11 protein-coding genes are annotated in these 11,623 nt (G+C 71.4%); 7 read left to right on the forward strand and 4 right to left on the reverse strand.

Annotation, left to right across the window (positions count from 1 at the left end):
- Positions 1 to 104: 104 nt before the first annotated feature.
- On the forward strand, positions 105 to 1,226 hold the full coding sequence (locus tag EDD93_RS12635; protein WP_123525247.1) for an esterase family protein: 1,122 nt from the start codon (positions 105 to 107) through the stop codon (positions 1,224 to 1,226).
- A gap of 20 nt (positions 1,227 to 1,246) precedes the next feature.
- On the opposite strand, the gene EDD93_RS12640 is transcribed toward EDD93_RS12635, so the two are convergent.
- Positions 1,247 to 2,488, reverse strand: coding sequence for a betaine/proline/choline family ABC transporter ATP-binding protein (locus tag EDD93_RS12640; RefSeq protein ID WP_260255704.1), 1,242 nt, complete (start codon positions 2,486 to 2,488; stop codon positions 1,247 to 1,249).
- Between the two features lie 131 nt (positions 2,489 to 2,619).
- Here EDD93_RS12640 and EDD93_RS12645 point away from each other — a divergent pair, with 131 nt between their 5' ends.
- The 4 genes from EDD93_RS12645 to EDD93_RS12660 all read left to right on the forward strand — a co-directional run bounded on the left by EDD93_RS12645 (position 2,620) and on the right by EDD93_RS12660 (position 6,192).
- Positions 2,620 to 3,333, forward strand: coding sequence for an ABC transporter permease (locus EDD93_RS12645; protein ID WP_123527727.1), 714 nt, complete (start codon positions 2,620 to 2,622; stop codon positions 3,331 to 3,333).
- 4 nt (positions 3,334 to 3,337) lie between these two features.
- On the forward strand, positions 3,338 to 4,012 hold the full coding sequence (locus EDD93_RS12650) for an ABC transporter permease (protein ID WP_123525248.1): 675 nt from the start codon (positions 3,338 to 3,340) through the stop codon (positions 4,010 to 4,012).
- A 68-nt stretch (positions 4,013 to 4,080) separates the two neighbouring features.
- The gene (locus tag EDD93_RS12655; protein WP_123525249.1) at positions 4,081 to 5,058 is read left to right on the forward strand and encodes an ABC transporter substrate-binding protein; all 978 of its coding nucleotides are present in this window, start codon (positions 4,081 to 4,083) and stop codon (positions 5,056 to 5,058) included.
- Positions 5,059 to 5,160: 102 nt separating this feature from the next.
- Entirely contained in the window at positions 5,161 to 6,192 is a 1,032-nt protein-coding gene (locus EDD93_RS12660) for a hypothetical protein (protein WP_185092295.1), read from the forward strand.
- Positions 6,193 to 6,236: 44 nt separating this feature from the next.
- Here the strand turns inward: EDD93_RS12660 and EDD93_RS12665 are convergent, their stop codons facing one another.
- Positions 6,237 to 7,379: an NADH-quinone oxidoreductase subunit D gene (locus EDD93_RS12665; protein ID WP_123525250.1), complete on the reverse strand. Its 1,143-nt coding sequence runs from the start codon at positions 7,377 to 7,379 to the stop codon at positions 6,237 to 6,239.
- 20 nt (positions 7,380 to 7,399) lie between these two features.
- Entirely contained in the window at positions 7,400 to 8,419 is a 1,020-nt protein-coding gene (locus EDD93_RS12670; RefSeq protein WP_123525251.1) for an SAM-dependent methyltransferase, read from the reverse strand.
- A 96-nt stretch (positions 8,420 to 8,515) separates the two neighbouring features.
- Here EDD93_RS12670 and EDD93_RS12675 point away from each other — a divergent pair, with 96 nt between their 5' ends.
- Positions 8,516 to 9,721 (forward strand): sensor histidine kinase, encoded by a 1,206-nt coding sequence (locus EDD93_RS12675; RefSeq protein ID WP_123525252.1) that lies wholly within the window; start codon positions 8,516 to 8,518, stop codon positions 9,719 to 9,721.
- 59 nt (positions 9,722 to 9,780) lie between these two features.
- Positions 9,781 to 10,461: a response regulator transcription factor gene (locus EDD93_RS12680; RefSeq protein ID WP_123525253.1), complete on the forward strand. Its 681-nt coding sequence runs from the start codon at positions 9,781 to 9,783 to the stop codon at positions 10,459 to 10,461.
- Between the two features lie 18 nt (positions 10,462 to 10,479).
- Here the strand turns inward: EDD93_RS12680 and EDD93_RS12685 are convergent, their stop codons facing one another.
- On the reverse strand, positions 10,480 to 11,592 hold the full coding sequence (locus EDD93_RS12685) for a DUF5937 family protein (RefSeq protein WP_123525254.1): 1,113 nt from the start codon (positions 11,590 to 11,592) through the stop codon (positions 10,480 to 10,482).
- Positions 11,593 to 11,623: the final 31 nt, after the last annotated feature.

Raw genomic sequence — 11,623 nt, forward strand, 5'->3', positions numbered from 1 at the left:
GTCGGCCGGAGCCCGGCGGACGCTGTGCGACCTCTAGGACGAGCCTTCCGGGCGGAGGGTTCACCCGTATCCAGGAAATTTCCAGACAAGAAAGTTCAACCGCCATGGGCCTTACCGGCAAGGCAGTGCTGATCCTGGCGATCACGCTGGCCGTCGTGCTGTTCGCCGTCACGATCTGGCTGTGGCCGAGGTTCGCCCGGCGCAGCGTCCCCATGGTGTTCGGCAGGGTCGGCCTGCTCCTCGCGACCCAGGTGGCGGTCTTCGCCTCGGTCGGCCTGATGGCCAACAACTCGTTCCTCTTCTACGGCTCCTGGGCGGACCTGTTCGGCCAGAAGCAGGACCTGGGCGTGGTCACCGATCACGCGGCCGGGACCCTGGCCGCGAAGAACATCGTCCGGGTGGGGACGCAGCGGCCCGACGGGCCGGGCGGTTCGCTGGCCACCAGGGGCGGCCGGATCGACAAGGTGGTGGTCGCGGGGCCGCACTCCGGGATCGAGAGCTCGGCGTACGTGTACCTGCCGCCGGAGTACTTCCAGGCGGCGTACGCCCGGCGGAAGTTCCCCGCGGTGGTGGTGCTCACGGGCTACCCGGGCACTTCGGAGAACCTCCTCAAGGGGCTGCGCTACCCGCGTACGGCACTCGATCAGGTGAAGGCCGGACGGTCGCAGCCGATGATCCTGGTGATGCTGCGGCCCACGCTGGCACCGCCCCGGGACACCGAGTGCGTCGACATAAAGGGCGGGCCGCAGACCGAGACGTTCTTCGCGAAGGATCTGCCGCGGGCGGTGTCGGCCGCCTACCGGGTCGGCCACCGGGCCCGGAACTGGGGCATCATCGGCAACTCGACCGGCGGCTACTGCGCCCTGAAGATCGGGCTGCACCACCCGGACCGGTTCACGGCGAGCGCGGGGCTGTCCGCGTACTACAAGGCGGCCGAGGACCCGACGACCGGCGACCTCTTCCACGGCGACCAGCAGGCCCGGGACCACGCCGATCTGCTGTGGACCCTGGACCACCGGCCGATGCCCGACTCGTCGTTCCTGGTGACCACCTCCCGCCACGGCGAGGCGAACTACGCGGACACGCGGAAGTTCCTGGCCAAGGTGAAGTCGCCCGCGCAGGCCTCCTCGATCGTGCTCGCCAGCGGCGGGCACAACTTCAACACCTGGCGCCGGGAGATTCCCGCCGCCCTGGTGTGGCTGAGCAGCCGGCTCAGCGAGAACTGAACCGGCGCGGGCGCATCACCTCAGGCGGTCTTGGCGCCCGCCCCGCCCGCCCCGCCTGCCTCTGCCGTCCCGCCCGCTGCGCCCGTCCCGCCCGACACGCTGGCGACGCTCTCCACGGCCACCTCGGCGCGCGGCACCGCCCGGTCGTCCGCGTCGATCGACCGGCGCAGCGCCTCGTGCAGGCGGGCCGGGGTGAGGACGCCGAGGAACCGCCCCGCGCTGTCCTTGTCGATGACCGCGATCCAGCCGGCGTCGTGCTGGAGCATGGTGGCGAACGCCTGCTTGAGCGGGGCGCCGACGGGCAGCCACGCCTCCATCCGCCGGGCGTGCTCGCGGACCGTGCCGGCGGTGGCGGTGAGCGCGTCACCGGCCGGGATCCAGCCGTGCAGATGGTCGTCGCCGTCGAGCACGACGGCCCAGCGCGCGCCCTGGGCCCGCAGCCGCTCGGTCGCCGTGGCCAGCGGGTCGTCGAGGTGGACGACCGGCGGCTGGTCGAGGTCGCTCTCCTCGATGGGGGTGACCGAGAGCCGCTTCAGCCCTCGGTCGGCGCCGACGAAGTCCGCGACATAGTCCGTGGCGGGGGCGCCGAGCACGGTGGCCGGTGTGTCGAACTGCTCGATCGAGCCCTGCCCGTAGACGGCGATACGGTCCCCGAGGCGGACCGCCTCCTCGATGTCGTGCGTGACGAAGAGCACCGTTTTGCGGACCTGCGCCTGAAGCTTGAGGAATTCGTTCTGGAGCCGTTCCCGGACGACCGGGTCGACCGCGCCGAAAGGCTCATCCATCAGCAGTACGGGCGGGTCGGCCGCCAGCGCCCTTGCCACACCCACGCGTTGGCGCTGACCGCCGGACAGCTGTTCCGGATAGCGGTCACCATAAACGGAAGGATCGAGTCCGACCAGATCGAGGAGTTCCGCCGCGCGTTCGCGGCCCTTTCCGCGTTTCCAGCCCAGGAGATGGGGCACGGTAGCGGTGTTTTCCAGGACCGTCCGGTGCGGGAACAGCCCGACCTGCTGGATCACGTAGCCGATACGCCGGCGAAGCTGGACGGGGTCGATGGCCGATATGTCGTCCCCGTCGAGGAATATCCGGCCCTCGGTCGGTTCGATCAGCCGGTTCACCATCTTCATCGTGGTCGTCTTGCCGCACCCCGACGGTCCGACGAGCGTGACGAGTTCACCCTCGGCGACCTCGAAGGAAAGGCCGTCGACGGCGGTGGTGCCGTCCGCATACCGCTTGGTGACGTGCTCGAAACGGATCATGGTTCCCCATTGTGGCGCGTGTTTTGTGAAGGACATGTTGCTGGAATACAACGGCTTCCGTGATTGTCAGTGGTCGAGGATAGGCTCGCCGGACATCAGTACGAGTGGGCGATCGGGAGGTGGGGGACAAGATGGCCGCACAGAACTGCCTGGTGACGAACGACTGGATCTGCGGGGAGTATCTCCGTTCCCGCAGCCAGGAGTTGACCGATGCCACGGTCCAGCACATCTGGATCACCGCGGTCTCGGTGGCGATCGGCGTCGCCGTCGCATTCCCGCTGGCACTGCTCGCCCGCCGCAGCCGGCGCTTCGCCGGACCGGTGCTCGGGCTGACCACGGTGCTCTACACCGTGCCGTCGCTCGCGATGTTCTCGCTGCTGCTGCCCCTATTCGGACTCTCCGCGGCCCTGGTCGTCACCGGGCTGGTGCTGTATTCGCTGACCATCCTCGTACGCAACATCCTGGCGGGCCTGGAAGCGGTCCCCGAGGAGGCGAAGGAGGCCGCGCTCGGCATGGGCTATGGGCCCGCCCGGCTCCTGTGGGAAGTGGAGCTGCCGCTCGCGATGCCCGCGCTGATGGCCGGAATACGGATTGCCACGGTCTCCACGATCGCGCTGACGACCATCGGTTCGATCGTCGGCCGGGGCGGTCTGGGCAACCTCATCGACGACGCCCTGCCGAGCTTCTTCAAGGCCCAGGTGCTGGCCGCCTCGGTGCTCTGCGTACTGCTCGCGGTCGTCGCGGACCTGCTGCTGCTCGGCGTGCAGCGGCTGCTGACCCCGTGGACGCGCATATCGGGAAACCACGACGCCGTGGACACGGCCGTCACGGCGAAGGCGGTCTGACCCCATGGGAGTTCTCGGCGAGGCCTGGACCTGGCTCACCACCGGCGCCAACTGGTCGGGGGAGAGCGGGGTGAGCCACCGGCTCGGTGAGCATCTGTACGTCAGCGGCGTGGCGCTCCTCCTGGCCTGCGCCATAGCGCTGCCCGTCGCGCTCTTCCTGGGGCACATCGGCAGGGGCGGCGCGCTGGCCGTCAACATCTCCAACGTGGGGCGGGCGGTCCCGGTCTTCGCGGTGCTGGCCCTCTTCATGGTCTCGCCGCTGCGCAACAGCGGATACGTGCCGACGGTCATCGCCCTGGTGCTGTTCGCCGTGCCGCCGCTGCTGACCAACGCCTACGTCGGGATGACCGGCGTCGACCGCTCGGTGACGGAGGCCGCGCGCGGGATGGGCATGTCGGGCGGCCAGCTCTTCCTCCGGGTCGAGCTCCCGCTGGCCTATCCGATGATCATGACCGGGCTGCGTTCGGCCGCGGTCCAGGTGGTGGCCACGGCGACGATCGCCGCGATGGTCGGCCAGGGCGGTCTCGGGCGGATCATCACCGCCGGTTTCAACACGTACAACACCCCGCAGGTGGTCGCGGGGGCTCTGCTGGTCGCCGTGCTCGCCCTGCTGGTGGAGACGGTGCTGGTCGCCCTCGACCGGCTGCTGTCACCGCTGCGCCGCCGCCGGACGGCGTGAGCCGCCCCCTCTTTCGTCACCCTCATCGCATATCGCATATGGCCCTGTTGCCGTGGACGGAGAACAACATGAGCAAGACCTCGCGCATAGCCGGCGCGGCCATCGGCATCGCCCTGCTGGCGGGCTCGCTCGCCGCCTGCGGCGGTGACAGCCTGGAGAAGGACAAGAGCGGACCGGCCGACGGCGGCGGCTCCGGGAAGAAGGGCTCCCTCGTCGTCGGGGCCGCCGCCTTCACCGAGTCCAAGGTGCTCGCGGAGCTGTACGCGCAGATCCTGGCCGACGCCGGATACAGCACCTCGGTCACCACGGTGAAGAACCGCGAACTGTACGAACCCTCCCTGGAGAAGGGCGAGATCGACGTCGTACCCGAATACGCGGCGACGATCACCGAATTCCTCAACGCCAAGGTGAACGGGGCGAAGGCGGCCGAGGAGAAGCCGCTCGCGTCGGGCGACACGGCGGCCACCGTCACGGCCCTGGAGAAGCTCGCCACTCCGCGCGGACTGAAGGTCCTGCCGCCCGGCAAGGCGGTCGACCAGAACGCCTTCGCGGTCACCAAGGAATTCGCCGCGAAGAACAAGCTGAAGACCCTTTCGGATCTCGGCGCCTCCAAGGTCAAGGTGAAGATCGCGGCGGGTGACGAGTGCGAGGTGCGGGCGTTCTGCGCACCCGGACTGAAGAAGACGTACGGCATCGACGTGACCGGCATCGACCCCAAGGGAGTGGGCACCCCGCAGTCCAAGCAGGCCGTCAAGGACGGCAAGGACCAGCTGGTCCTGTCCACCACCACGGACGCGGTGCTGGACAGCTACGGCCTGGTTTTCCTGGAGGACGACAAGAAGCTGCAGAACGCGGACAACGTTCTGCCGGTCGTCAATGCCAAGGACGCCGGCGGCGACGACATCGCGGCGGCACTCGGCAAGCTCACCGACGCACTCACCACCGAGGACCTCGCGGAACTGAACCGCAAGGTCGACGCCGAGCGCGCCAAGCCCGAGGACGCGGCGAAGGAATACCTTCAGTCCAAAGGTCTGATCAAGAAGTAGACGAGGCACGGGAGGGTGTTTCGGGGGCCGTCAGGTAACCGGCGGGGAACAGATTGCCGGGCGGCCCCCCAAGCAGGCCGGACGCACGGTAAATTTCAGGCCATGCCACGTGGACGCCATCGCCATTCGCCACCTCTGCACAGAATCCTTCCGCCTTCGGTCGTGGCCGGGGCCTCGGTTCTCTGTGCCGCGGGAGCCTGGCTGCTCGCCGAGCCCCTGGTCCTGCGCGCGCTGGTCGCCGCCGCGGCGGCCGCCGCCCTCACCGGCGCGTATCTGATGCGCAGCTGGGACCGGGAGGCGGGCCGTCGCGTCGCGGAGCTGACGCGCGCCCGCGCGGGCGACGAGTGGCGGGCCGAGGAACGCATCGCGGAGATCGAGGCCGATCTGGACGAGTCGCGCGAGCTGCGCGCCCGGCTGGAGACGAAGCTGCGCCGCAAGCGCGTCGAGCTCGCCGGGCTCCGGGGCGAGCACGCGGCGCTGCTGCGGCGCTACGCCAACGCCGAAACCGAGCGCGCCAGCGTGCTGGAGAGCCGCCGGCAGCTCGCCCTGGAGGCGGCCGCCCCGCCCCGCGAACTGCCCGCCGCGCGCAGCACCCCGACCCCGGCCGGATACCTGCGCGCCGCCCAGGCGCTGGAGGACCTCTCGCGCAACGGCGCGCTCCAGGAGGCGCGGCGCACCGCCGAGCAGGCCAGGAAGCGCGATCTCGCGGAGCGCGCCCGGGAGGCGCAGGAGCAGCAGGGCAGGCACGCGGCGGCCGCGCACACCGGCGCCCCGACGGGCGACGGGCAGCACCGCCGCCCCGCCCCCGCCCTGCCCGCCCCGCCCCGGCCGGCCCAGCAGGCACTGCCCGCCCAGCGCGCCGTCCCCGCCGCCGGCGCGGTCGTCCCGTACGCCGCGGCCCGCCGCCACCTGGTGCCGCAGGGCAGCTTCGACTTCTTCGGTACGCAGAAGGCGCACGCCGCGATCGAGTCCGTGCAGAACGAGGACCTCGCCGACGTGGTGGGCGAGGAGGCCCTCGCCGCGCACCGCACCGGAGCGGCCGAGAACCGGGCCGTCGGCAAGGTCATCGACCTGACCGCGCACGACGAGACCGAGCAGCTGGACGTCGCGGAGCTGCGCAGCGCGATCTCCTAGGACAGGCCCTGGGGCCTGTCTTCAACTGCCGTCTGCCGGGCGGGCTACTTGTCGATGTCCCCGACGACGAAGAACAGCGAGCCCAGGATCGCCACCATGTCCGCGACCAGGGTGCCCGGCAGCAGCTCGGTGAGCGCCTGGATGTTGTTGAACGACGCCGAGCGGAGCTTGAGCCGGTACGGGGTCTTCTCGCCCTTGGACACCAGGTAGTAGCCGTTGACGCCCAGCGGGTTCTCAGTCCAGGCGTAGGTGTGGCCCTCGGGCGCCTTGAGCACCTTGGGCAGCCGCTGGTTGATCGGGCCGGGCGCCAGGTCCGCCATCCGGTCCAGGCAGGCGTCCGCGAGGTCCAGGGCGTTGTGCGTCTGGTCCAGCAGGCATTCGAACCGGGCCAGGCAGTCGCCCTCGTCGCGCGTGACGACCTTCAGGGTGTCCTGGAGCTCCCCGTAGGCGAGGTAGGGCTCGTCGCGCCGCAGATCGAAGTCGACGCCCGAGGCGCGGGCGATCGGCCCGGACACCCCGTACGCGTGCACGGCCCCGGCCGACAGCACGCCCACCCCGCGGGTGCGGCCCCGGAAGATCTCGTTGCCGAGCACCAGCTTGTCGTAGACGTCCATCCGGGACCTGACCGAGGCGACGGCGTCCCGGGCCCGGCCGAGCCAGCCCGCCGGGAGGTCCTCCTTGAGGCCGCCGACCCGGTTGAACATGTAGTGCATCCGGCCGCCGGAGACCTCCTCCATCACGGCCTGCAGCTCCTCGCGCTCCCGGAACGCGTAGAACACCGGGGTGATCCCGCCGAGTTCCAGCGGGTAGGAGCCGAGGAACATCAGGTGGTTGAGCACCCGGTTCAGCTCGGCCAGCAGGGTGCGGGTCCAGACCGCGCGCTCCGGGACCTCCATGCCGAGCATCCGCTCGACGGCCATCACGACACCCAGCTCGTTGGAGAACGCCGACAGCCAGTCGTGGCGGTTGGCGAGCATCACGATCTGCCGGTAGTCGCGGGCCTCGAAGAGCTTCTCCGCGCCCCGGTGCATATAGCCGATGACGGGTTCGGCGTGCTGGATGCGTTCGCCGTCCAGGACGATCCGCAGTCGGAGCACGCCGTGTGTCGAGGGGTGCTGCGGGCCGATGTTGAGCACCATGTCGGTGCTTTCCGCCGCGCCGCCGATGCCGACCGTGGTCTCCGTCATGGGGGACAGTATTGCCTGACTCAGGCCCCTGCGGCGATGGAGGAGCGGGGGTCCGGGGGCAGCGTGCCCGGGGCCACGCGTTGCGTCAGCCAGCCGAAGTCGCCCAGGCCGCCCCGCGCGGTCAGCTCCGCCGCCTCACCCGCCCCGGCCAGCGCCCGTACGTATCCGGCCGGGTCGCCCGACGCCAGGGACAGCGGCGGGCGCTCCCCGCTGATGCCCAGCCCGTGCAGCGCCTCGCGCTGGGTGCCGAGCTCCGCGGCCGGGCCGCCCGCCGCCGCGCACGCGTCCAGCGCCACGTGCGAGGTGAGGTCGCAGCTGCCGTCCGGCACGGGCCGCACCTCGCGCCCCGCCCGGAAGCCGGTCAGCGTGCCGAAGAGCGGCCGGGCCTCCCGTACGTGCGTGTAGTCCACCGCCACCGCGAGCCCGGCGGACAGCGTGGCCACCGCACGCGCCCACGCCTCGTCGCGCGGGCGGCCGATCTCCGCCCGGCTGCCCGGCCCGGCCGGCGGCCACCAGCGCTCCAGCCACCGGGCGTCGGCCCCGCTCACCGGTTCGCCCAGCCGCTCCGCGCCGTCCGAGGTCCGCACCTGGACGTAGCGGCGTACGCCGTCCTGATCCGTCTCGGCGACCGGCGTCGGCACGTTGTCCAGCCACTCGTTGGCGAACAGCAGCCCGCGCACGCCCTGCGGCGGCTCCGCGCACCACTGCACGCGGGGGTCCAGACCTGCGGGGCGCGCGGCCAGCTCCACGGCGTACGCCCGTACCGAGAGACCGCCGCCGCCCTGCGCCGGCAGCGCCGCGAGCACCCCCGTCAACAGCTCTCCGCGCCCCGCCCCCAGATCCACCAGGTCCACCGGACCGGTCCCGAGCCCGTCCGCCGTCCTGACCAACAGCCGGGCCACGGCCGTCGCGAACAGCGCGGAGGCGTGCACCGAGGTACGGAAATGACCCGCCGGCCCCTCGGGGCTCCGGTAGAACCCCTCGTTCCCGTACAAAGCGGCCTCGGCCGCCTCCTGCCAACCGCGCCAGTCATCCGTCACATATCCAAGTCTCCACCTTGGGGAGTACGGTCTGCGGACCCGGATCGGCCCTTTGGCTGACCCACACACCTGTCGGCTGTCCCTACGCTGGGTCACGTGCAGCGCCTCTACGATTTCATCCGCAGACACCCGACGGGCGTCGACAGCTTCTGGGCTGTCTTCCTCCTCGGGATCTCCGGCATGACCATTGTGGTGGGCGGTGCCGGGCGCGGAGGCGGTGAGCGCTTCGCCGTGGTGCCGGTCGTCATCGGTCTGAGCATCGTCGTCGCACTGCGCCGCCGCGCGCCCGAGAAGATGCTGCTGCTCGCGATCGCCATGGGCGTCGTCCAGCTGGTCTTCGGGGTCAGACCGACCACGGCGAACTTCGCGATGCTGGTGATCACGTTCACCGTGGCCACGGTCGGCGAGCGCTGGGCCTCCCGGCTCGCCCTGACCTGCAGTCTGTGCGCGGCGGGCCTCTCCCAGCTCCGCTGGCCCAACCAGGACCCGGGCAGCTGGGCGCAGAAGCTGTTCATCGTCGTCGTGATGACGGTGCCCTTCGTGCTGGCCTGGGTGCTGGGCGACTCGATGCGGACCAGGCGGGCCTACTTCGACCAGCTGGAGGAGCGCGCCGCCCGGCTGGAGCGGGAGCGCGAGGCGCAGTCGAAGGTCGCGGTGGCCGCCGAGCGGGCCCGTATCGCCCGTGAGCTCCACGACGTCGTCGCGCACAACGTCTCGGTGATGGTGGTGCAGGCCGACGGCGCCGCCTATGTGATGGACGCGGCACCCGACCAGGCCCGGCAGGCGCTGGAGACGATCTCCAGCACCGGCCGGCAGGCTCTCGCGGAGATGCGCCGGCTGCTCGGTGTGCTGCGCACCGGCGACGTGCCGGAGAGCGGTGAGTACGTCCCGCAGCCCGACGTCGAGCAGATCGAGGAGCTGGTCGACCAGGTCGTCCAGTCCGGTCTGGCCGTCGACTTCAAGATCGAGGGCACCCCGCGCCCGCTGCCCAGCGGTGTCGAGCTGACCGCGTACCGCATCGTGCAGGAGGCGCTGACCAACACCCGCAAGCACGGCGGCCCGAACGCCGGGGCCAGCGTGCGGCTGGTCTACTTCGACGACGGACTCGGCCTGCTGGTGGAGGACGACGGCCGGGGGGCCGCGCACGAACTGTACGAGGACGGCGGCGCCGACGGTGCGGGCCACGGGATGATCGGCATGCGCGAGCGGGTCGGCATGGTCGGCGGCACGCTGGACGCCGGACCGCGCCCCGGCGGCGGATTCCGGATCAGCGCGCTGCTGCCGCTCAAACCGGCCAGCTGACCCGCTCCGCGCAACCCACGGACGGCCGACCGCAGAACGAAACAGGAGACAGGGACCCCATGGCGATCCGCGTGATGCTCGTCGACGATCAGATGCTGCTGCGCACCGGCTTCCGGATGGTGCTGGCCGCGCAGCCGGACATGGAGGTCGTCGCCGAGGCCGGCGACGGCATCGAGGCGATCGAGAACCTGCGGGCCACCGCGGTCGACGTCGTACTGATGGACGTGCGGATGCCCAGGCTGGACGGCGTCGAGGCGACCCGCCGGATCTGCGCACAGCCGGACGCGCCCAAGGTCCTCATCCTGACCACGTTCGACCTCGACGAGTACGCGTTCTCCGGGCTGAAGGCCGGGGCCAGCGGCTTCATGCTCAAGGACGTGCCGCCGGGCGAACTGCTCGCCGCGATCCGTTCCGTGCACAGCGGCGACGCGGTCGTCGCCCCGTCCACCACCCGCCGGCTGCTCGACCGCTTCTCGCCGATGCTGCCGAGCGGCAGGGCGGAGCCGCGCCACAAGGACATCGCCAAGCTCACCGAACGGGAGCGCGAGGTGATGCTGCTGGTGGCGCAGGGCCTGTCGAACGGCGAGATCGCCGCCCGGCTGGTGCTCTCCGAGGCCACCGTCAAGACGCACGTCGGCCGCATCCTGACCAAGCTGGCCCTGCGCGACCGGGTCCAGGTCGTCGTCCTCGCCTACGAGACCGGACTGGTGCGGGCGGGCGGCGGTGGCGGCACGGGCTGAGCGCCCGGCGCCCGCCGCTCAGCGCAGGATGCCTTCGAGGAAGTCGCTGCCGAGCCGCGCCACGACGGTCAGGTCCAGCTGGTGCAGGACGTACCGGCCGCGGCGCCGGGTCGTGATCAGGCCGGCCTTCTTGAGCACCGTGAGGTGGCGGGAGACCTCGGGGGAGGTGATGCCGTTGGTGTCCGCCAGCTCGCCCGTCGTGTACGGGGAGCGGGCGATGTTGCGGCACAGCCGCATCCGCATCGGGTGGGCCAGCGCCTCCATCCGCAGCTGGAGCAGCTCGACGGAGGCGGGGGACGGCAGCTCGGGCCGGTGCACGGGGTAGTGGATCACCGGGCGCCAGCCCGGCGCGTGCAGCACCGTCAGATGCGGCCAGCCGAGGCTGGTCGGGATGAGGGTGATCCCGGGGCCGACGGCGGGATCGGTGGCGTCGGTCGAGCCCTCGGTCAGCTTGTCGATGCCGATCCGGTTCCCGGACGCGTCCAGTGACACCGCGGTGGACACCGCGCCCAGGGCCTCACCGATCCCCTTGTGGCGCAGCAGATCGGTCTTGTGCCGGGCGTCGGCCACCAGCTGGACCCGCGTCCGCCGCCAGGTGTCCGCGAAGAACGCCTGGTCGCAGTCCTCGAAGAGGCGCCGGATCCAGCGGCGTACGGAGGCGGGACCGGCCAGCAGCCGCTGGGCGAACTCCACCTGCTGCGGGCCGCGCGTCGCCGCCATGTCCAGGGCCCGGCCGCGCATCCCGGCGTCGACCAGGGGCGAGGGCGCGCCGGTCCCGTACTGGGTGGCGCAGGTGAACTCCAGGGCCGCGGCCACGAAGCGCTCGTCGTCCAGCCGGTCGAGGATGTCCAGGTCCTCCGCGAGGCCGGCGCCCGTCTTGCCGTCGCCGCCGCGGACCCCCGCGAACGGCATGAAGATGTCCGAGAAGGTGTTCCGCCACAGGAAGTCCGCCTCGTGCAGCCGGTCCGCCAGGTCCGGCTCCAGCGCCGTCGTGGTGGCCGTCGCCCAGCCGTGCAGCCCCGGGTGGTGCCCCGGCTCGGAGAGCGCGTGCAGGGCGAGCCCCAGCTCCGCGAGGGGGGAGGTCTCGAAGACGATGCGGTCGGGGTCGAGCCCCGTGATGTCGATGCTCACGCTCACCCGTCCATGGTGCGGGGTGAGCGGG

This window comes from Streptomyces sp. 840.1, from assembly GCF_003751445.1.
Classification (GTDB): Bacteria; Actinomycetota; Actinomycetes; order Streptomycetales; family Streptomycetaceae; genus Streptomyces.

What these genes read in the sequence shown, in the direction of transcription:
- EDD93_RS12635 (WP_123525247.1), top strand. Translation starts at nt 105, where the DNA reads ATGGGCCTTACCGGCAAGGCAGTGCTGATCCTGGCGATCACGCTGGCC.
- EDD93_RS12640 (WP_260255704.1), bottom strand. Translation starts at nt 2,488, where the DNA reads ATGATCCGTTTCGAGCACGTCACCAAGCGGTATGCGGACGGCACCACC.
- EDD93_RS12645 (WP_123527727.1), top strand. Translation starts at nt 2,620, where the DNA reads ATGGCCGCACAGAACTGCCTGGTGACGAACGACTGGATCTGCGGGGAG.
- EDD93_RS12650 (WP_123525248.1), top strand. Translation starts at nt 3,338, where the DNA reads ATGGGAGTTCTCGGCGAGGCCTGGACCTGGCTCACCACCGGCGCCAAC.
- EDD93_RS12655 (WP_123525249.1), top strand. Translation starts at nt 4,081, where the DNA reads ATGAGCAAGACCTCGCGCATAGCCGGCGCGGCCATCGGCATCGCCCTG.
- EDD93_RS12660 (WP_185092295.1), top strand. Translation starts at nt 5,161, where the DNA reads ATGCCACGTGGACGCCATCGCCATTCGCCACCTCTGCACAGAATCCTT.
- EDD93_RS12665 (WP_123525250.1), bottom strand. Translation starts at nt 7,379, where the DNA reads ATGACGGAGACCACGGTCGGCATCGGCGGCGCGGCGGAAAGCACCGAC.
- EDD93_RS12680 (WP_123525253.1), top strand. Translation starts at nt 9,781, where the DNA reads ATGGCGATCCGCGTGATGCTCGTCGACGATCAGATGCTGCTGCGCACC.